The following is a 20411-nucleotide window of genomic DNA, read 5'->3' as shown; positions in this document are numbered from 1 at the left end:
TGGACGCCAATGGCAACGCCGTGTACCACAGCAACCCGAACGCCGTGAACGGCCCCGGTGCGACCGACGTGTTCACCTACACCGTGCGCGATGCCGACGGTGACGAAAGCACCACCACCATCACCATCGACGTGCAAAACAGCAGCATCAGCGCAGTCAGCGACAGCGACGTGACCGTGTACGAAAAAGCCCTCGACCTGAACCAGGATGGCCAGGATCTGGCGCCCGGCACCGTCACTGGCAGCGAGCCGGGCAATACCGGCGAAACTGCCAGTGGCACGCTGGTCGGCTCCGTCACGGGCGCGGTCGGCGCAATCACCTACACCCTGGTCGGCAGCGCCACCGGCACCTACGGGCAGATCCTGCTCAATCCCGATGGCTCCTACACCTACACGCTGACCTCGGCGCCAAGCACCACGCCGAACGCCAACGACGGGCCGAACACCCTGAGCGAAAGTTTCACCTACAAAGCCACCGACGCCTTGGGCAACAGCACCACCAGCACCATCGTGGTCAAAATCGTCGATGACCTGCCGACTGCTCATGCCGACGAGGCTGCGGTCGCCGAAGGCGGCACCGTCAGCGGCAGCGTGTTGTGGAACGACGCCGCCGGCGCCGATGGCCCCGCCGCAGGGGGCGCGGTGGTCGGCGTGCGTGCCGGTTCAGATACCTCGACCTCAGCCGTTGGCGGCCTCAACAGCCAGATCAATGGCACCTACGGTTACCTGACGCTGGACGCCAATGGCAACGCCGTGTACCACAGCAACCCGAACGCCGTGAGCGGCCCCGGGGCGACCGACACGTTCACCTACACCATCCGCGATCGCGACGGTGACGAAAGCACCACCACCATCACCATCGACGTGAACAACAGCAGCATCAGAGCGGTCAGCGACAGCGACGTGACCGTGTACGAAAAAGCGCTGGATCTGAGCAAGGATGGCCAGGATCTGGCGCCCGGCACCGTCACTGGCAGCGAGCCGGGCAATACCGGCGAAACTGCCAGTGGCACGCTGGTCGGCTCCGTCACGGGCGCGGTCGGCGCAATCACCTACACCCTGGTCGGCAGCGCCACCGGGACGTACGGGCAAATCCTGCTCAACCCCGACGGCTCCTACACCTACACGCTGACCTCGGCGCCAAGTACCACGCCGAACGCCAACGACGGGCCGAACACCCTGAGCGAAAGTTTCACCTACCAAGCCACCGACGCCTTGGGCAACAGCACCACCAGCACCATCGTGGTCAAAATCGTCGATGACCTGCCGACTGCTCATGCCGACGAGGCTGCGGTCGCCGAAGGCGGCACTGTCAGTGGCAACGTGCTGTGGAACGACGTCGGCGGCGCCGATGGCCTCGCTGCCGGAGGTGCGGTGGTCGGCGTGCGTGCCGGTTCAGATACCTCGACCTCAGCCGTTGGCGGCCTCAACAGCCAGATCAATGGCACCTACGGTTATCTGACGCTGGACGCCAATGGCAACGCCGTGTACCACAGCAACCCGAACGCCGTGAGCGGCCCCGGGGCGACCGACACGTTCACCTACACCATCCGCGATCGCGACGGTGACGAAAGCACCACCACCATCACCATCGACGTGATCAACAGCTGCATCCGAGCGGTCAGTGACAGCGACGTGACCGTCTACGAAAAAGCCCTCGACCTGAACCAGGACGGCCAGGATCTGGCGCCCGGCACAGTCACCGGGAGTCAGCCGGGTCTCACGGCTGAAACCGCCAGTGGCACCCTGGTCGGCTCCGTCACCGGTGCCACCGGCGCGATCACTTACACGCTGGTCGGCAGCGCCACTGGCACCTACGGCCAAATTCTGCTCAATCCCGATGGCTCCTACACCTACACGCTGACCTCGGCGCCAAGCACCACCCCGAACGCCAACGACGGGCCGAACACCGTCAGCGAAAGCTTCACCTACCAATCCACCGACGCCCTGGGCCATTCCACCACCAGCACCATCGTGGTGAACATTGTCGATGACCTGCCGACGGCCAACCCCGACACGGCCTCGGTAGTGGAGGGCGGCACCGTCAGTGGCAACGTGCTGGCGAACGACTTCAGCGATGCCGATGGGATTGGGGTGGTCGGCGTGCGCGCCGGTTCAGACACCTCGACCTCGGCCATCGGCGGCCTGAACAGCCAGATCAATGGCAACTACGGTTACCTGACGCTGGATGCCGCGGGCAACGCGGTCTATCACAGCACCCCGAACGCCGTGAACGGTCCCGGTGCGACCGACGTGTTCACCTACACCTTGCGCGATGGCGATGGAGACGAGAGGACCACCACCATCACCATCGACGTGAACAATAGCTGCATCAGCGACAGCGACCTGGCCAGTTCGACGTTGACGGACCCAGTCATTGCGAACGCGCCACCGGTGGCGGTCGATGACCACATCATCACCAACGTGCTGTCGGGCAGCATTGTGGTGCCAGGCGAGTTGCTGCGGGCCAATGACACCGATCCGAATGGCGATCCGCTGACTGCTTCGCCGACCACCATCAGCACCGGTTGGATTGCCAAAGGCGCGGACTTCACCGGCACCCATCAAAACTTCAGCTTCACCGGCGGTAACGCGCAGGCGGTGACCCTCGCCCGCAGTGCATTCGTCGCCAACACGACAGCCATGACGGCGGTGTTGGTAGTCAGCGGGGCGCTGGGAGCGGTCAACAACCCCCACGATGAGGACCGCATCACCGTCGACCTCAAACAGGGTGAAACCCTCAACCTGGATCACAACCTGGCGGCCGGTCATGTCGCCATGGAGTATTCAATCAACGGCGGCGCATGGGTCGCCCTCGCGGACGGGCAAACCCTCACCGCAACGTCGGACAGTACCTACCAGATTCACATCACCAACATCGACAACGGTGGTCCGGGCAACAGCGGGAAGGGGGCGGAAAACTACCAGTTGACCATGACCGTCAACTACGCCGGGGCCCACGACATCACGCCAGATGCCCACGGCACTTACACCACCAACGACAGCCATGGCGGCAGCGACAACGCCGCCGTGACGATCACCTATCAGGACGGCCACACCCTAACGGGCACGGCGGGCGACGATGTACTGGTGGCGGGCGCCGGTAATAACGTGATCAACGCCGGCGACGGCAACGACGTGCTCACCGCCGGTTCCGGCAACAACGAAATGCACGGCGGCGCCGGCAATGACTTGCTGTACAGCGGTGCGGGCAACGACCTGCTCGACGGTGGTACCGGCGTCGACACCGCGAGCTATGCCCACGCCACCGCCGGGGTCACGGTCAATCTGGGAGTGCTCGGTGCGCAGAACACCGTCGGCGCCGGCACCGACACCCTGACGGCGATCGAAAACCTGACCGGCTCAAACTTCAACGACGCCCTCACCGGCGACAACCACAGCAACATCATCAACGGTGGTCTGGGTAACGACATGCTCAACGGCGGGGGCGGCGACGACTTTCTGATTGGCGGCCTGGGCAACAACACCCTCACCGGCGGCAGCGGCGCCGACACCTTCCAGTGGCTCAAAGGCAACAGCGGCCACGACGTGGTCACCGACTTCACCCCAGGCACCGACAAACTCGACCTGTCGCAACTGCTGCAAGGGGAAAACAGCACCGCGGCGTCGCTGGATGACTACCTGCACTTCAAAGTCACCGGCAGCGGCGATTCACTGGTCACCAGCATCGACGTCAGCGCCATGGCTGGCGCTGCGCCGAATCAGACCATTGATCTGGCGGGTGTGAATCTGGCCAGCCATTACGGCGTAACGCCGGGGGCGGGAGGGGTGATTGCGGGGGGGCACGATACGGCGACGATTATCAACGGGATGTTGAATGATCATTCGTTGAAGGTGGATACGGTGTGATCGGCTTTTGATTCGAGCCTGAAACGACAAAACCTACCGCCCGATTAAACGGGGCGGCGGGTTTTTTCTGTCTGAAAAAATGTGTTGTCGGTGAGTCAGCCTTTGCGAGCAAACCCGCTCCCAAAGTTGATCCTCAGCGATCACAGATTTTGTGTTCGACAACGATCCAATGTGGGGGCGGGCTTGCTCGCGAAGGGGCCAGAATGGAAACCGAATCAATCAGTAAGTGTTCCTCAGGCCTCGGTCAGCCCGGCAACTCCAGATTATCCAGCACCCGATTCACCGCCAGTTCCCCGAGCATGATCAACTGCGCAATCCCCAACACCGTCCGGCGCTGCGGCCCCGGCAACTGGCCGGCGAAGTCCTGGGCGATGGTCTTTGCCGAAGCGAGTGTTTCGTAGGCATCGGTCAACAGTTCCTCGTTTTTTGTGTCCGCGGTCACGGCATACATCCGGCGGGTTTTACGTGGGGGCGGCGTGGAGCCGGGCGGGCAGAGGTAGTGGTCGAGCGCGCGGTCAGCGGCTTCGTGGAGTTTTTTCGAATCGAGGGATTCGTAGGGGGAGGTGGGGGCGGTTTCGGGCGGGTTGGGTGTGGGTTTGAACATGGATGAATCTCCAAATCATAGAAAAGGAGCCATCATCTTTCGCTACCAAACGAAGGGGTGGTGGCCATACGAAGGTTGGTAGACCGGTGACTTGGAAAACCGGCGCGCCCGAAGACGCCCTGCGCATGACCACCATAAATACACAGCCCCGGAAGGGTCTGTATCGGGTGACGCAATGCGCCAAGTCTAAGCCGGGCTACCAAACCCGATCGCTGATTCGTCAGCGACCGGACCACAATAGAACCCACCCCCAAGGCGCACAAGCCGGCGGATTCTGGCGTAGCTGTAGGCAATGGCGCAAGGATGTGTAGCCTGGGAGGCGTGTCTGGAAGTGTTTTTAAACGCCATAGTTTAAAAGCAAAAGATCACAGCCCCCGGCAACTCCAGCAGGATCAAATGCAATCCGCTGTATGACCTGTCGCAGGCTGCGATCTTTTTAAACGCTCAATATTCAGTTCATGAGTACGTACCTTCCATAGAGGCGCCCGGCTTCCCGAATGGGAGGCACCGACAGGGATGGATTAGATAGTCGGCGTGAGTATTTGCCTACTGTCATATCTGACAGACGAGCGGTCGACCCCCTCACATCGGCTCCGGCGGCCCAATCAATCGCCCCATCACCCCAAACAATCCCAACTCCCGGATCACCTCCAACTCCCCCTTGGTCTCGACCATCTCCGCAATCAACGGCAAATCAATGCTGTTAGTCGCCCGAAAAATAGCCTCGATGAACAACCTTTTATCACTCTGCTCATCAATGTGACGGATGTACGCACCGTCGATTTTCAAGTAAGCCAGGCCCAGTTGAGTCAGGTTGCCGATCTGGCCGAAGCTGCCGCCGAAATGCTGCAGACCGATGCGGTAACCGGTGTTGAGCAGGCTGTGGCTCAGGCGTTGCAGTTCTTCTTGAGGTGGCAGTTGGCGTTCGTCGATTTCCAGAATCAGAAGGGGCGCGAGTTCGGGCAGTGATTCGAGCATGTCGAGGATGTGTTGCAGCTGCGCTGGATCGCGCAGGGTGCTGCCGGAAAGGCTCAGCGCCAGGGGCCAACGGTTGACGACGAGGTAGTCGAGGGTGGCTTCGAGCATCGCCAGGTCGAACCGGGCCGACCAGCCGAGTCGCTCGATCCACGGCAGGAAATGCCTCGCGGCTATCGCCTCGCCGTGAGGGTCGATCAGGCGCGCGAGGACTTTGTGATGCAGCACCTGGCTGGTGTCGGCGCATTGCACCACCGGCTGGAAATACAGTTGCATCTTTCCTTGGTTCAGGGCGTCGTCGATCCAGGTTTGCCAGTCGTTTTGGGACGGGTTCGGCGCGGTGATGGCATCGGCCAAGTGAACCCACGGGCGCTCGGGATGTTGCCGGGCTTCGGTCAACGCCTGATCCAGTCGCAGCAGCACGTCATTGGCCGGCTCACCGGGGTGGTAAGGGACGATCCCCAAATGCGCCACTGGCATCGAGTCGCTGGCGCCGGTCAGGCGCAGGTTTTCCAGGGTGGCGCTGATTTCGCAGGCCAGGCGTGCGGCGTCGGTGCTGTCCAGGCCTGGCGTCAGCAGGCTGAATTCACCGCCGCGATTGCGTGCTGCAAGCCAGGTGCGACGTTCCGGTGGCTGGGTCAGACGCTTTAGCAGTTCGCCGACGGCGCTGATCAGCGCATCGGTGCGCTGGCCACCCAGGCGTTGGTTGAGACCGACCAGGTCGTTGATCCGCAGCATCAGTAAATGGCCGTCGCTGCTCTGCTCGGAGACCAGCAATTCGTCGGCCAACTCTTCATCCAGCAAGCGTCGATTGGCCAGGCCTGTAAGGCTGTCCTGATAGGACTCGGCCCGCAGCTTTTCACTGCGTGCGACTTCTTCGGCGAACAGCGCCTTGAGCTTCTCGACCATCTGGTTCATGGCCAATACCACGCGTTTCAACTCCGGTGTGCGCGGCAGTTTTGGCAGGCTGAGGAACTCGCGTTTGCTGATGGCTTCGGCTTGTTTGACCATGGTGTCGAGTGGACGAAATTGCCGGCGCAGCAACCAGCCACCACACACGGCACTGAGCAGGCCGCACACCAGCAACCAGATCAGGCTGCCGAGGGTGCTGTCCCAGAGTTTGGCCAGGGCGAACTGCGGATTGCTCAACACTTCGACCCGTGCCGACTGGACCCAGCCGCGCATGATCAGCGCTTCGCCACCGGGTGGGTGCAGGTTGACCAGGTTCACAAACCAGGCGGGAACGCCCTCGATTTGCCCCGGCGCACTGCGCTCCACCAGCACCTGCGCATCCTCGATGTTGATGATCCGAATGCTGCTGAAATAACCGCTGTCGAAAATCGAGCTGACCATTAATTCGATCATGGCCGGGTCATCGATTTGCGCCGTCAACGACAAACCCAACGCGGTGGCGGCGTCCTGGGCGTGGGAGCGCAACTGGCCGAGCATCTGGTCGCGAGAGCTTTCCAGGCTGACAAAAAAACTGCCGCTGAACGCCACCAGCAAGAACAGGCAGATGGCGAGAAACAACTGTTTACGCAGTGACATAAAACGCTCCTTGCTCAGGCGGCTAGCCGTCGCCCACGGCGAACCCTTCGGCCTGCATCTTTTTTAGTACGTCCTGCCAGCGCGACAGTTTTTTCGAGTCGCTGCTGCGTTTTCCGCCATTGGCTCCCGGCAAGTACAGGCCTTCTGCGTTGAAGGCGTACACCGGCAGCAGATCTTTGCGTTGGGAGGCGGGGCGGACCTCGCCGATCAAGTTGTCCAGCACCAGCGGATCGGCCGTGGGGCTGTTGTAGAAAGTCAGCACCATGTGCGCCTGGTTCTGGGGCAGGGCTTTCACGTAGGTGATGCGTAGTTTTTCGCTGGGAATCCCCAGGTAGCGCAGGCTGAAATATTTCGCCAGTGCGTAGTCCTCGCAATCTGCGGCACCCTTGATCAGGGATTCGACGGGCGTGGCCCAGTAGTCGGTCTGATGCCAGATGTGGGTGTCGTCCAGAAAGCTCAGTTGCTGATTGAAGAAGCGATTGACTGCGTTCAGTTGCTCGCGCTCGGGGGCGTTGACTTCGCTTTGCAGCATCTGACTCCAGGCCTCGATCCTTCCCCGTCCCGGGCCGAGGGTGCCGTAGCGATCTTCGGCAGTTTGCAGAATCTGCGTAAAACTCCAGTTGGCCCCGACACTGCCCAGCCCGGCCAACAGAAAAGTGATCAGCAACAGCCATCCGCCGAGCCGAAGTCGGAGCGTTGACCATCGTGGACTACGCAGACTGCGGGACATGTCTGGCCGCTCGGGTGCAGATGTCTGAAGTCTAGGCGGTGTTTTTTGAAAGGGAGGGTTGATCGTCGGAGGAAGGGAACGATCAGGGATCAGGGCTTCTGCAGGGTTTTCTGTTTGAGGATGTAGACGGTCACCAAAACGGCGCTGGTGAGCATGAACCCCCGCGCCCACGGCAAGGGCACCAAGTAGCAAGAAAGCAGGATGCTCGCCCACATCAGGCCAATGGCGTAGACCTTGCCTTTGAGCGGGATGCCGTTGCCGCTCAGGTAATCGCGAACCCACGGCCCAAGCCGCGGATGTTCAACCAGCCAATGATAAAAGCGCGGCGAACTGCGGGCGAAGCAGGCGGCCGCCAGCAGCAGGAAGGGCGTGGTGGGCAATACCGGCAGGAAAATCCCGATCACCCCCAGCGCTACGCTCAGCCAGCCGATGGCCAGCAGCACGTAACGCAACATCAGGGAGTGGTTGCCTATGGGGTTGTCCATAGGCAAAACCTTAGTGGTGACGAGGCTTGAGGATCGCCGGTTTTTCGTCTGGCGCCTGGCACAGCAGGTACAGCGCGGTCAGGGCTTCCGGGATCTGCACGATCATGTCGTCCATCAGGTTGGCGTCTTTGGCGATGTCTTCGAACTCAGGCTGTTCGTCGAACAGACCCGAACCGACCATGATCGGCAGCAGCATTTCGCTGACTTCGTCTTCGGCGGTTTCGAACCAGGCTGCTTCGCGCAGGAACACGCCTTCCATGAAACCGATGCACCAGCCGCGCAGGTCGGAGTCATCCGGCTCTTCGCCCAGGTCCAGGTCGCACGGCAGCTCGAACTCTTCATCGGATGCCAGTTGGCGTGCGATGTGAGCCTTGAGGGCCAACAGGGTGGATTCAATGGCTTCACGCTCGGTGTCGTCGGCGTAATGCGGTTCTTCGGCGAAGAGGGCGTCGATCCATTCACGGTCGGGAACGGTTTCGGAACAGATCGACAGCGCAGTGAGGTAGCCGTGGGCGGCCACGTAGTCCAGCGCCTCGTCATGCAGCTCGTCGGCGTCGAGGAAGACTTGCAGGCGGGTTAGTTGCTCAGCGAAGGACATTAAAAGCTACCTTGGGGAATTAAACAGATGCGGGAATTCTAGGCCTTCTTGAGCACTCAGGCCAGCCGCGCGGCATATTTGCGCCCACAAGCCTCTTATCAGCGGCGCCCTTTGCCGAACAGGGGTCGGGTATACTCGCGCGTTTTGTGATGCCCTGCCGGCGTCGTGGCTGAAATGTGAAGCGTCATGCAATGCGCACTTACGATTTGTCGGTGCAGCCTTCGTGGTTCTGAACCAGCCTTGCAGGGATGTATTTGTGATTTTTGGAGTTTCTATGCTCGAACAGGCTCAACGCGTCCTCAAGGACATCTTCGGCTACGACAGTTTCCGTGGCCGTCAGGGTGCAATCATTGAGCGCGTGGCCAGTGGCGGCGACGCCCTGGTGCTGATGCCTACCGGTGGTGGCAAGTCCTTGTGCTTCCAGGTGCCGGCGCTGTTGCGCGAAGGCCTGGCGGTGGTGGTGTCGCCGCTGATCGCCCTGATGGACGATCAGGTCGCCACCCTCGAAGAGCTGGGCGTCGCGGCGGCGGCATTGAACTCCACGCTCAGCGCCGAGCAGCAGCGCGATCTGGCGGCACGGATCAAGCGCGGTGAAGTGAAAATGCTTTATCTCGCGCCCGAGCGGCTGGTTCAGCCACGGATGCTGGCTTTCCTGCAAAGTCTTGAAATCTCCCTGTTCGCCATCGACGAAGCCCACTGCGTGTCCCAATGGGGCCACGACTTCCGCCGCGAATACCTGCAACTGGGCCAGTTGGCGGAATTGTTCCCCAACGTCCCGCGTATCGCCCTGACCGCGACCGCCGACAAGCGTACCCGGGAAGAAATCGTCGACCGCCTTCATCTTCAGGATGCCGAGCGCTTCCTGTCGAGTTTCGACCGCCCCAACATTTTCTATCGCATCGTGCCCAAAGAGCAGCCGCGCAAGCAGTTGCTGGCGTTCCTCGCCGAACGGCGCAGCGATGCCGGCATCGTCTATTGCCTGTCGCGCAAGAAAGTCGACGAAGTGGCGGTGTTTCTCAGCGAACAAGGCTTCCCGGCACTGCCGTATCACGCCGGTCTGCCCAACGATACCCGGGCTCACCACCAGAAGCGCTTCCTCAATGAGGAAGGCCTGATCATGGTCGCCACCGTGGCGTTCGGCATGGGCATCGACAAGCCCAACGTGCGCTTTGTCGCTCACCTCGATTTGCCAAAATCCCTTGAGGCTTACTACCAGGAAACCGGTCGCGGCGGCCGAGACGGTCTGCCGGCAGACGCCTGGATGGCCTACGGCCTGCAAGACGTGGTGATGCTCAAGCAGATGTTGCAGAACTCCGAGGGCGATGAGCGCCACAAGCGTCTGGAGCAGCACAAGCTCGACGCCATGCTCTCGCTCTGCGAAGAAACCCGCTGCCGTCGTCAGACGCTGCTGGCCTATTTCGATGAAGACATGCCCGAGCCGTGCGGCCATTGCGACAACTGCGTCGATGGCGTGCAGACCTGGGACGCCACCGAGCCGGCCCGTCAGGCGCTTTCGGCGATCTACCGCACCGGCCAGCGCTACGGCGTCGGGCATTTGGTGGATGTGTTGCTGGGCAAGGACAACGAAAAGATCCGCAGCTTCGGCCATCAGCATCTGTCGGTCTACGGTGTCGGCAAGGCGATGGGCGAGAGTGAATGGCGCTCGCTGTTCCGCCAATTGGTGGCCCGTGGCCTTGCGGATATCGACCTCGAAGGCTACGGCGGCCTGCGCCTGAGCGACACCTGTCGACCGCTGCTCAAGGGCGAAGTAACCCTGGAGCTGCGCCGCGATCTCAAACCGCAAACCACGGCCAAAAGCAGCAAGAGCCAGGCGAGCCAACTGGTTCGCGGCGAAGAACGTGAACAGTGGGAAGCCCTGCGCGCCCTGCGTCGCAAACTCGCCGAAGAGCATGGCGTGCCGCCGTACGTCATCTTTCCCGACTCTACACTGCTGGAAATGCTCCGCAGCCAGCCGACCTCGCTGTCGGAAATGGCCACGGTCAGCGGCGTTGGCGCGCGCAAGCTGGAGCGTTACGGCGAAGCCTTCCTCGAAGTCCTCGGCGGGCAGGTCGAGGCGCCGAAAGTGGTGGCCGACCTGCGCCACGAACTGATCACCCTGGCCCGCGCCGGCATGACGCCGTTGCAGATCGCCGGTCAGCTGCAATGCTCGGAAAAGAATGTCTACACCCTGCTCGCCGAAGCGATTGGCAAGCAGCAGTTGTCGCTGGAGCAAGCGCTGGATCTGCCCGAAGAGTTGATGGGTGAAATCCAGGATGCGTTCCTCGACGGTGAGGGCGAATTGCCGCCCGTGTCGGAGATTTCCGCACTGTTTGCCGGGAGAGTGCCGGAAGGGGTTTTGTACTGTGTTCGGGCGGCGCTGCAATCCGAATTCGAGATTTAGGTGATCTGCCACATAGATGTAACGATTCAGTACAGAGCAAGCCTTGCCTCGAGCCAAGGGTCATGCTTAGCTGACTAATAATTAGTTTTTCTTTATTTCAGTCTAATCATGAGTGTTTTATGCCGTTAACCGACCAACACCGCTTTGGCATGCAACTGGCCCAGATGTCGCGCGGCTGGCGTGCCGAACTGGACCGCCGCCTGGCTGGCCTGGGTCTGTCCCAGGCGCGCTGGCTGGTGCTGCTGCACCTGGCGCGTTTTGAGGATGCCCCGACCCAACGTGAACTGGCGCAGAGCGTCGGCGTTGAAGGGCCGACCCTGGCTCGTCTGCTCGACAGCCTCGAAAGCCAGGGACTGGTACAACGTCAATCGGTGCTGGAAGACCGTCGAGCGAAGAAAATCGTCCTCTGTGCCCCGGCCCTTCCCTTGATCGAACAAATTGAAACCATTGCCACCCAACTGCGCCACGAATTGTTCGACGGCGTCGATGAGGCGGACTTGAAGGTCTGCATGCGTGTCCACGGGCACATTCTGGCCAACCTGGAAAAATCTTGAGGCATAAACGCACCCAGGACTTTTGAGATACCCCGTTGGGCAGACTATAAAGAACTACTTGGCAATATCGTGTTCGTACCGGATGTGCGAACGCGTACAAGATGGTTCTGGATATCTAAGGGATGCTCATGCTCGAGAGTTGGCACATGGCTTTACGGTGTTGCGCCAGGCTGCTTCTGGTCGGTGGTGCTGTCACTTACTCGGCTTTGGCGCCCGCGTTGGGCTTGGGTGATATCACCCTGCATTCGGCGCTGAATCAGCCGTTGCGCGCCGACATTGCACTGGAAGACGCGGCAGGTCTGGAGGAGGGTGAGCTCTCGGTCAGCCTGGCGACAGCGGACGAGTTCAGCCGCGCCGGCATCGATCGGGTGTTCTTCCTCAATAATCTGAAATTCACGCCGATCCTGCGCGGCAACCGTAGCCTGATCCGGGTGAGCTCCAGCAAACCTGTCAATGAACCTTTCCTGAATTTCCTGGTGCAGCTCAATCAGCCCAACGGGCGAGTGCTGCGCGAGTACACGGTCCTGATCGATCCGCCGGGTTCGCCGGGGATTGTTCCCGTCACTGACGAACCGGTGACCAACGTTCAGTCCTCTGGATTCCCGACGGTTGAGCCGGCCGTTGCGAAGCTACCTGCGGCGAAAAGCAAAAAGTCGCCACCCCCTCCTGTCGCCGGGCCTGTGAGTGACCCCGTTGCCGAACAACTGGCCGCCAACGTGCTGCAAAACCAGCAGCTGCAAGCAACCATCGATGCATTGACTGCGAAGCTTCAGTCCCAGGAGGAGCAGGTTACCGGTCAGAAAAAACAGGTGACTGAACTGCAAACCCAATTGGCGGAAATCAAACAAGCGTCGGTGGAGCCGGTTGCGCCAGTTGTTGTGGTTCCGGCGCCGGCCACTGTTGAAGAGCCTGAGCCTACTCACTGGTTGCTGATTTTAGGGTTGCTGGCGCTGGTGGCTTTGGTTTTTCTGGGGCTGTTCGTTCGGCGCCAACGACAACAGGTTCAGGCATTGCCCGATGCTTTACCTGTTTTGCCGTCACGGCATGAACCGGTACTCAATCGCGCAGCAGAACCGGTTGCCCAATCTCCCGAGTTGCATCCAGCAACCGAATCGGGTGACGAGACGCCCGCAGGCGATGTGCTCGAAGGGGTCGATATCTATCTGGCCTATGGCCGTTTTTCCGAAGCGGCCGGTTTGTTGCGGGAGGCGCTGATCAAGGAGCCACAACGCACGGATCTGGCCGTGCAGTTGTTGGAAGTCTTGGGTAAGCAGGGTGACGTACCCGCCTATGAAACACAGGAAAATAACCTGCGTGACGCCGGATACGACCTGCAAGAACTTCAGAATATTCGTGCCCGACACCCGAAACTGAGCAGTGCGGTACCGTTGGCCGTCGCATCGTCAATCACTCCCCCCAAGGCTGCGATACCCAAAGCAGCGCCCAACGATGAGTTCCAGTTGAACCTGGATGACCTGTCGATGGATTCGAGTTGGGAACTGATCAGCCCTTTTGAGCACTCGCCGTCCGCCGCGAAGCCATCGAGCGAATCCGCGCTGGTCGAGCCGCCGTTTGTCTCGAACCTGCACGTCTTGCCCGAGGTGTTTGAAATGCCCGACGACTCGACACTGGACGAGCCCGATCTTGAATGGGTTGCCGAGCCTGATTCCCAGTCTCTGGATGACACCTTTCTCAACGAGTTCAGCGATCCCGGCCAGTCATTGGAACTGGAACCGCTAAACCTGGAACCCGCCGAGCCGAGCAGCGCCGACAAACTGGAGCAAGCCCAGACCTGCATTGATGATGGCGATCTGGACAGCGCCATCGAACTGCTCAACGAGTTGCTCAAAGAAGGTAACGAACCGCTTAAGCAGACCGCCAGGAACCTGCTCGCCGGGCTATCATAGCGGCGCCCTCTGGCTCAGGAATTCGTCGATCATGACTGCACGCAAACCGGAAATCATCATCACGTATTGCACGCAATGCCAGTGGCTGTTGCGTGCTGCCTGGCTGGCCCAGGAACTGCTCAGCACCTTCGGTGACGACTTGGGTAAAGTGTCGCTGGTGCCCGGCACCGGTGGGGTGTTTCACATTTTCTGTGACGACGTTCAGATCTGGGAGCGTAAGGCTGATGGTGGTTTCCCGGAGGCCAAAGTGCTGAAGCAGCGGGTCCGCGATCAAATTGATCCGGACCGCGACCTGGGGCACAACGACCGAACTCAGTGAGAGGCGGCTTCTGCCGCAACGGTTTTCTTGCTTGAGCCGCCCGAGAGTCGGCTGGAGACCACGATCGCCACGATGATCAACGCGCCACCGAGCAGCATGCGCAGCGTCGGATTTTCATCAAACAGCAGCCAGGCCATGGTGATGCCGTAAACCGGCTCCAAGGCGAAAACCACGGCCGCGGTCCGCGCCTTGATCACTGCCAGGCTGGCGACAAACAGACTGTGAGCGACGCCGGTGCAGAACACCCCGAGCAGACCGATCCACAGCCAATCGATGGCGCGCACTTCGCTCAACTGTGGTGCCGCCATCGGCAACAGGCACAACGCGACCACCACGTTCTGACACAGTGCAGCCTGCACCGCCGGGATTCGCCCGGAGCTGGCGCGGTTGGTCAGCGATAGCAGAGAGAACAGCAAACCTGAACCCACCGCCCACAGCAGACCCATTGTGGCGCCGCTGGCCAAATCGAAATCAGGGGTGACCAGCACCAGCCCGACACTGACTAGCACCACCAGCAGGATTTCGTTGGCGCGAATTCGCTCGCGGAAGATCAACCCTTCAAGGATCACGGTAAACGCCGGGAAGCTGGCGAAGCCCAGGGTCGCGATCGCGACGCCCGCGACCTTCACCGCGATGAAAAAACTCACCCAGTGTCCGGCCAGCAGCAAACCGCTGAGCAACAGTCGGCGCCAGTCCACAGCTTCGAGTTTTTGCCAGCGGGTAGTGCTGGCGAACCGTGCAAAAACGGCTAATGCCAGCACAGCGAACGCGGCACGACCAAAAACGATAATGGCGGGGGAGGCAGCGGCCAGTTTGCCGAACACACCGGTCAAGCCGAACATCAGTGCGCCGATATGCAGGGCGCCAAGGGCGGTACGGGGAGTCATTGCAATCCTTGAAAAACGAGACGTGTAGGAGCTGCCGAAGGCTGCGATCTTTTGATCTTGATTCTGGATCTTTTTCGGGATCGCTAAAGATTAAGATCAAAAGATCGCAGCCTTCGGCAGCTCCTACATTTAATCCTGCCAAGCCAGCTGCGTCTGTCGGCAAACTATTGCCTTTTGTCGCCAGCCTCGCGCCGCAACTTGCCGGGCGATGCGCCAAACTCCCGCAACACTGCCGCAGCAAATGCACTCTGCGAACTGTAACCCACTCGACTGGCAACCTCGCCGATGGGCAATGGCGAATCCCGCAGCAGTCCCACAGCGATATGCAAACGTCGACTGCGGATGTAATCCATCGGCGTCTGCCCGCATTCAGCAATGAACCGCGCATGCAGCCGAGCGCTGGACAGACCGGCGATGCGCGCCAGATCGGCAACTTGAAGTGGGTAGGCTGCGTACTGATCGATATGCGCATTCAGCGCCGCATAAGGCAGGCGCCGACCGCCGACGATTTCGGGTTTGGCGTTGTTGAGACTGGCCAGCAGCAACACCGCGCCTTGTTGCGCGATCAATGGATCGCTGACCTGACTGCCTGCCAACCAACTGACCAATTGGCTTTGCCCGGCATCCAGCGGCAGGCGACCGGCGTTGTCGAGCAAACGACGGCAGGCCTCGGCGTGATCACCCAGGGACTGAGCAACCCATTGGTCGCTGGGCACATCCAGCACCAGGCAACGGCTGCCATTGGCGCTACCGCAGGCGTGATGGAAACCGGACGGCACTACAACGAAACTCTGCTGGACCACCTGGCTGCCACGCCCGTCGACCTCGAAATCCAGCGCACCCGACAGCCCGAACACCAGCTGCGCGTGGTCGTGGCTATGGACGATCAGGTCATTAGTGTATTGGCGTAGCGTGAGGATCGGTCTCATCGCAGGTCTCCCGGGCAAGGTTGCCAGTCTACACCGAGGTCAATCGTGGGGCGCTGTCACAGGACTGACTCGCCACTGTCATGGGCGATTAACCCGACCGGCGCAAGCTTGCAAAAACTTTTCCAGAGGGTTGCCCATGACCAGCGCCGAGCTCGCCAAACCCAGTCGCAAGCAACGTGTGCGGACCTTGTGGATTTCCGATGTGCATCTGGGCACCCGGGATTGCCAGGCCGAACACCTGTCGCAGTTTCTCAAGGGCTATCACGCGGACAAGATCTATCTGGTCGGCGACATCATCGATGGCTGGAAGCTGCGCGGCGGCATGTACTGGCCTCAGGCGCACACGAATGTGATCCGCCGCTTGTTGACCATGAGCAAGCGCGGCACCGAGGTGATCTACGTCACCGGCAACCACGACGAATTCCTGCGCCGCTATTCGAAGCTGATTCTGGGCAATATCCAACTGGTGGATGAAGCCGTGCACGTGACCGCCGATGGTCGCCATCTTCTGGTCATTCATGGCGACCAGTTTGACGTGATCACGAGGTATCACCGCTGGCTGGCCTTTCTCGGCGACTCGGCCTACGAATTCACCCTGACCCTCAACCGCTGGCTCAATCATTGGCGCGCCCGTTATGGCTACGGTTACTGGTCGCTGTCGGCCTACCTCAAGCACAAGGTCAAAACCGCGGTCAGCTTCATCAGCGATTTCGAAGAAGCCATCGCTCACGAATGCGTCAAGCGCGAGTTGCACGGCGTGGTGTGCGGGCACATTCACCATGCCGAGATTCGCAAGGTCGGTGGGGTGGATTACCTCAATTGCGGGGATTGGGTGGAGTCGTGCACCGCGCTGATCGAGCATTGGGACGGATCGATCGAGTTGTATCGATTGGCGGATGCTCAGGCGCGGGAGGCGGAGTTGAAGGCGGTGAAGGTTGCGGAGCCGGCATAAAATCAAAAGATCTTAGGCTGGCGAATGGTCTTCCATCGCAGCCTTGTAGATTGAATACTTCGGCTGCGCAAACAACCGTTCCATCATCGGTTCAAAGAAGCTCAACGGCAGGGTGTCATATGCCGGATCAAACGCCGCCGCATCGTATTTGGCGCAAAACTCAATGGTCGCCTGATACTGCGGATGCCCGCTGAATTGCTCGCGCAAATGCCGGTCCATCCCTAGGTGATGGAAGAAGTAATACCCCTGGAAAACCCCGTGTTTCTCGACCATCCACAGGTTCTCGGCGCTGACGAACGGCTTTAGGATTGCCGCAGCGATGTCCGGGTGGTTGTAGGAACCCAAGGTGTCGCCGATGTCGTGAAGCAGCGCGCAGACCACGTATTCGTCATCCCGACCATCACGCCAGGCACGGCTGGCGGTTTGCAGGGAATGAGTAAGACGATCCACCGGAAAGCCGCCAAAATCACCCTCCAGTAATTTCAGGTGCGCCACAATCCGAGTCGGCAATTGCTTCGCATAGGCACTGAAGTCTGCGGCGATGATCGCCCAGTCTTCCTGCGTGCCGTCCTGCATGTGGGTGAAGCGGGCGTTGGCATTCATCGGCTGTCCTCCTGTGGTTCATTGGCTCTAGAACGGCACGCGACCCAGAATCATGTCTCGGTACATGACGAAATCGCCGAGCAAGCTGTAAAACGGATATTGAAAGGTTGCAGGACGATTCCTCTCGAAGAAGAAATGCCCGGCCCAGGCGAAGCTGTAACCCGCTAACGGTAGGGCCAACAACAGCATCCAGGCGCCTTTGCCGATGCTCAGGGCCAGAATGAAGATAACCAGTGTCGTGCCGATGAAGTGCAGTCGTCGGCAAGTACTGTTGCTGTGTTCGCTGAGGTAATACGGGTAGAACTCAGCGAAGCTGTTGAAACGTTTGATGTTTTCCACGACTGCGATCTCTGTGGTTATTGTTCTGACTGCAAGTTGTTCTGCGGGTAGCTTATTTGAGTCTAGAGTGATCATTGGTATCAGCCAGTGACAATAGGCGCCACTTTAGTATCCTTCGGTAATTGGCCGTAGCATGCGGCTCATCATGTAAGTGGATGACATGAGCGAACGAACGACTTCTGCAAGCTGGGCGATGGGGATTGTCAAAGCACTGGAGATGGACGGCCTGGATTGCCGGGTTCTGTTCAAGCAGCTGGGGCTCGACTACGCGGCACTGGATGATCCGGACGCGCGCTTCCCGCAAGATTCCATGACACGACTGTGGCAGCGCGCGGTTGAGCTGTCCGGCAACCCGGCGATTGGCCTGAACATGGGCAAGGTGGTGCGACCGGCCTCCTTCCATGTGGCGGGCTACGCCTTGATGTCCAGCCAGACCCTGGCCGAAGGCTTTCAACGGCTGGTGCGTTATCAGCGGATCATTGCGGAAAGTGCTGACCTGAGTTTTCGTTTGCTGGAAGAAGGCTACGCGCTGATTCTGACGGTCCACGGCGACCACCTGCCACCGACACGACAGAGCGCCGAAGCGTCACTGGCCTGTGCCCTGGCGTTGTGCGGCTGGTTGACCGGACGCACACTGCAACCGCGCAAGGTGCTGGTGCAGGGCGATCAGCCCGTCAATCTCGAACCCTATAAACAAGCCTTCCATGCGCCTTTGATGTTCAACGCGCCGTATGACGCCTTGATCTTCGAACGCGCTGACATGGAGGCACCGCTGCCTACCGCCAACGAGGCGATGGCGCTGTTGCACGACCGGTTTGCCGGTGAATACCTGGCGCGGTTTTCCGAGAGCCGCGTGACCCATAAGGCGCGGCAGGTGCTGTGCCGTTTGCTGCCCCAGGGCGAACCCAAGCGCGATACCGTGGCGCAGACGCTGCACCTGTCGCAACGCACCTTGCAGCGACGCTTGCAGGAGGAGGGCACAAGTTTTCAGACGTTGCTGGACGACACACGACGTGAACTGGCCGAGCAATACCTGGCGCAGCCAACCATGACCCTGCTGGAAATTGCCTACCTGCTGGGGTTCGCCGATCCGAGCAACTTCTTCCGCGCGTTCCGCCGCTGGTTCGACACCACACCCGGCGACTACCGGGCGCGGCTGATCGAAGCACCGAAGCTTGTCAGTGACGCCAGAACGCCGGAATACACAGAACAAACACCGTAATGATCTCGAGTCGGCCTAACAGCATGCCGAACGAGAGAATCCACTTGGCGGCGTCCGGCAGGGTGGCGAAGTTGCCCGCCGGGCCAATGGTCTCGCCCAGTCCTGGGCCAACGCCGGACACCGTGCTGGCTGCGCCGGTCAGGGCGGTCATCCAGTCCACGCCGAGCAGCGACAACAGCAGCGCGATCACGCAGATGGTGATGGCGAAGAAGAACGAAAAGGTCAGAATCGAACGCACGATTTCTTCGTCGAGACGGTGACCGTTGTACTTCTGCTTGATCACCGCGCGCGGGTGAATCAACTGGTTAAGGTTGGCCTTGAGCAGGATGTAGGCGACCTGGAAGCGGAAAATCTTGATTCCGCCAGCCGTCGAACCCGAGCAGCCGCCGACAAAACCCAGATAGAAGAACAGCATCAGCGAGAAGTTGCCCCACAGGCTGTAGTCCCCCAGCGCAAACCCTGTGGTCGTTACCACCGAGGTCACGTTCAGCGCCACATGCCGCAACGCCTCCAGCCAATGCAGCTGGGTGGTCCACCAATACCAGGTGCCGAGCACCAGCCAGGTCACCAGCAACATGCCGAGCAAGCCTTGAACCTGCTGATCCTTGATCAGTGCTTTGCGGTTACCGCGCAAGGTCGCTACATACAGGGTGAACGGCAGGCTGCCGAGAATCATGATGACGATCGCCACCCAGTGCACCGCCGGTTGCGTCCACTTGGCCAGCGACTGGTCGGACGTTGAGAAACCACCGGTGGAAATCGCCGACATCGCGTGGTTGATCGCATCGAACAGGCTCATACCGGCCCACCAGAACGCCAGGCTGCCGATAATGGTGATGCCGACGTAGGCCGCAACGATCAAGCGCGCCACCATGTGCGAACGGGGCATGATTTTTTCGGAACGGTCCGACGACTCGGTCTGAAACAGCCGCATGCCACCGATGCGCAGCAGTGGCAGAATTGCTACCGCCATGCCGATAAAGCCGATGCCGCCGATCCAGTGCAGCAACGAGCGCCAGATCAGAATGCCGGGGGACATGGTGTCCAGGCCCGTGAGCACCGTCGACCCGGTGGCAGTAATGCCGGACATGCTTTCGAAGAACGAGTCGGTGTAGCTGATGTGCTGGGTCAGCAGGAACGGCAGCGCGGCGAAGATGCACACCACCAGCCAACTGCTGACGGTCAGCAGGTACATGTCTCGCGGACGCAGGTGTACATGTTCCGGGCGACCGGGGATGACCAGCGCGAGGCCGGCGAGAAAGGTAATCATGCTCGCCCAGAGGAACGACGGCAGGTCGCTGGTGCGGTCGAAAATCACCAGCGTGGCCATGGGCACGACCATGGCGATGGCCAGCGTGATCAGGAAGATGCCGATAATGAAACCAATAGTCCGTAAGGTCGGCAACGCCATGAAGTCCGCTCGGGCTGGAATAGGGAAGGGCGCCATTCTACCTGCGGGGCAGGCCCTAGAATAGCCAAACATTTTTTT

General features: G+C 60.3%; 17 protein-coding genes. 7 read left to right on the top strand and 10 right to left on the bottom strand.

Annotated elements, in window-relative coordinates; all coding sequences use genetic code 11:
- Positions 1 to 3869: Ig-like domain-containing protein (locus tag MO767_RS29840; RefSeq protein ID WP_282483453.1), on the top strand; the 3869-nt coding region annotated here is incomplete at its 5' end.
- A gap of 244 nt (positions 3870 to 4113) precedes the next feature.
- Here the strand turns inward: MO767_RS29840 and MO767_RS29835 are convergent.
- From MO767_RS29835 to MO767_RS29815, 5 genes are all read right to left on the bottom strand, one after another.
- Positions 4114 to 4473 (bottom strand): DUF6124 family protein, encoded by a 360-nt coding sequence (locus MO767_RS29835; protein WP_282483452.1) that lies wholly within the window; start codon positions 4471 to 4473, stop codon positions 4114 to 4116.
- A gap of 582 nt (positions 4474 to 5055) precedes the next feature.
- A complete protein-coding gene (lapD, locus tag MO767_RS29830; protein WP_282483451.1) occupies positions 5056 to 6996 on the bottom strand; it encodes a cyclic di-GMP receptor LapD in 1941 nt (646 codons plus the stop codon).
- Between the two features lie 22 nt (positions 6997 to 7018).
- Positions 7019 to 7726: a cysteine protease LapG gene (lapG, locus tag MO767_RS29825; protein ID WP_282483450.1), complete on the bottom strand. Its 708-nt coding sequence runs from the start codon at positions 7724 to 7726 to the stop codon at positions 7019 to 7021.
- An 89-nt stretch (positions 7727 to 7815) separates the two neighbouring features.
- A complete protein-coding gene (locus tag MO767_RS29820; RefSeq protein ID WP_282483449.1) occupies positions 7816 to 8211 on the bottom strand; it encodes a YbaN family protein in 396 nt (131 codons plus the stop codon).
- A 10-nt stretch (positions 8212 to 8221) separates the two neighbouring features.
- A complete protein-coding gene (locus tag MO767_RS29815; protein ID WP_008156162.1) occupies positions 8222 to 8809 on the bottom strand; it encodes a YecA family protein in 588 nt (195 codons plus the stop codon).
- Positions 8810 to 9083: 274 nt separating this feature from the next.
- On the opposite strand from MO767_RS29815, the gene recQ reads away from it, so the two are divergent.
- From recQ to MO767_RS29795, 4 genes are all read left to right on the top strand, one after another.
- On the top strand, positions 9084 to 11210 hold the full coding sequence (gene recQ, locus MO767_RS29810; RefSeq protein ID WP_282483448.1) for a DNA helicase RecQ: 2127 nt from the start codon (positions 9084 to 9086) through the stop codon (positions 11208 to 11210).
- A gap of 119 nt (positions 11211 to 11329) precedes the next feature.
- Positions 11330 to 11764 (top strand): MarR family transcriptional regulator, encoded by a 435-nt coding sequence (locus MO767_RS29805; protein WP_186550830.1) that lies wholly within the window; start codon positions 11330 to 11332, stop codon positions 11762 to 11764.
- A 128-nt stretch (positions 11765 to 11892) separates the two neighbouring features.
- Positions 11893 to 13671 (top strand): FimV/HubP family polar landmark protein, encoded by a 1779-nt coding sequence (locus MO767_RS29800; protein ID WP_282483447.1) that lies wholly within the window; start codon positions 11893 to 11895, stop codon positions 13669 to 13671.
- A 31-nt stretch (positions 13672 to 13702) separates the two neighbouring features.
- The gene (locus MO767_RS29795) at positions 13703 to 13990 is read left to right on the top strand and encodes a SelT/SelW/SelH family protein (protein ID WP_033055915.1); all 288 of its coding nucleotides are present in this window, start codon (positions 13703 to 13705) and stop codon (positions 13988 to 13990) included.
- Here the strand turns inward: MO767_RS29795 and MO767_RS29790 are convergent.
- Together MO767_RS29790 and MO767_RS29785 are read right to left on the bottom strand one after the other, a co-directional pair.
- The gene (locus MO767_RS29790) at positions 13984 to 14877 is read right to left on the bottom strand and encodes a DMT family transporter (RefSeq protein WP_282483446.1); all 894 of its coding nucleotides are present in this window, start codon (positions 14875 to 14877) and stop codon (positions 13984 to 13986) included. The genes MO767_RS29795 and MO767_RS29790 overlap by 7 nt on opposite strands.
- 164 nt (positions 14878 to 15041) lie before the next feature.
- Positions 15042 to 15806 carry an AraC family transcriptional regulator gene (locus tag MO767_RS29785; protein WP_282483445.1) on the bottom strand — a complete coding sequence of 255 codons (765 nt, stop codon included), beginning with the start codon at positions 15804 to 15806 and terminating at the stop codon, positions 15042 to 15044.
- Positions 15807 to 15942: 136 nt separating this feature from the next.
- On the opposite strand from MO767_RS29785, the gene MO767_RS29780 reads away from it, so the two are divergent.
- On the top strand, positions 15943 to 16758 hold the full coding sequence (locus tag MO767_RS29780) for a UDP-2,3-diacylglucosamine diphosphatase (protein WP_201201647.1): 816 nt from the start codon (positions 15943 to 15945) through the stop codon (positions 16756 to 16758).
- Between the two features lie 12 nt (positions 16759 to 16770).
- On the opposite strand, the gene MO767_RS29775 is transcribed toward MO767_RS29780, so the two are convergent.
- A complete protein-coding gene (locus MO767_RS29775; protein ID WP_282483444.1) occupies positions 16771 to 17361 on the bottom strand; it encodes a phosphohydrolase in 591 nt (196 codons plus the stop codon).
- Between the two features lie 27 nt (positions 17362 to 17388).
- Positions 17389 to 17700 carry a DUF962 domain-containing protein gene (locus tag MO767_RS29770; protein ID WP_282483443.1) on the bottom strand — a complete coding sequence of 104 codons (312 nt, stop codon included), beginning with the start codon at positions 17698 to 17700 and terminating at the stop codon, positions 17389 to 17391.
- Between the two features lie 160 nt (positions 17701 to 17860).
- Here MO767_RS29770 and MO767_RS29765 point away from each other — a divergent pair, with 160 nt between their 5' ends.
- Positions 17861 to 18922: an AraC family transcriptional regulator gene (locus MO767_RS29765; RefSeq protein ID WP_282483442.1), complete on the top strand. Its 1062-nt coding sequence runs from the start codon at positions 17861 to 17863 to the stop codon at positions 18920 to 18922.
- On the opposite strand, the gene MO767_RS29760 is transcribed toward MO767_RS29765, so the two are convergent.
- The gene (locus MO767_RS29760) at positions 18879 to 20333 is read right to left on the bottom strand and encodes a TrkH family potassium uptake protein (protein WP_282483454.1); all 1455 of its coding nucleotides are present in this window, start codon (positions 20331 to 20333) and stop codon (positions 18879 to 18881) included. The two genes, MO767_RS29765 and MO767_RS29760, sit on opposite strands and share 44 nt — an antisense overlap.
- Between the last annotated feature and the right edge of the window lie 78 nt (positions 20334 to 20411).

Source organism: Pseudomonas sp. UYIF39, assembly GCF_029963765.1.
In the GTDB taxonomy this organism is placed as follows: Bacteria; Pseudomonadota; Gammaproteobacteria; order Pseudomonadales; family Pseudomonadaceae; genus Aquipseudomonas.
Note: the sequence above shows the minus strand (reverse complement) of the source record. Positions and strands in the feature narration are given on the sequence as shown.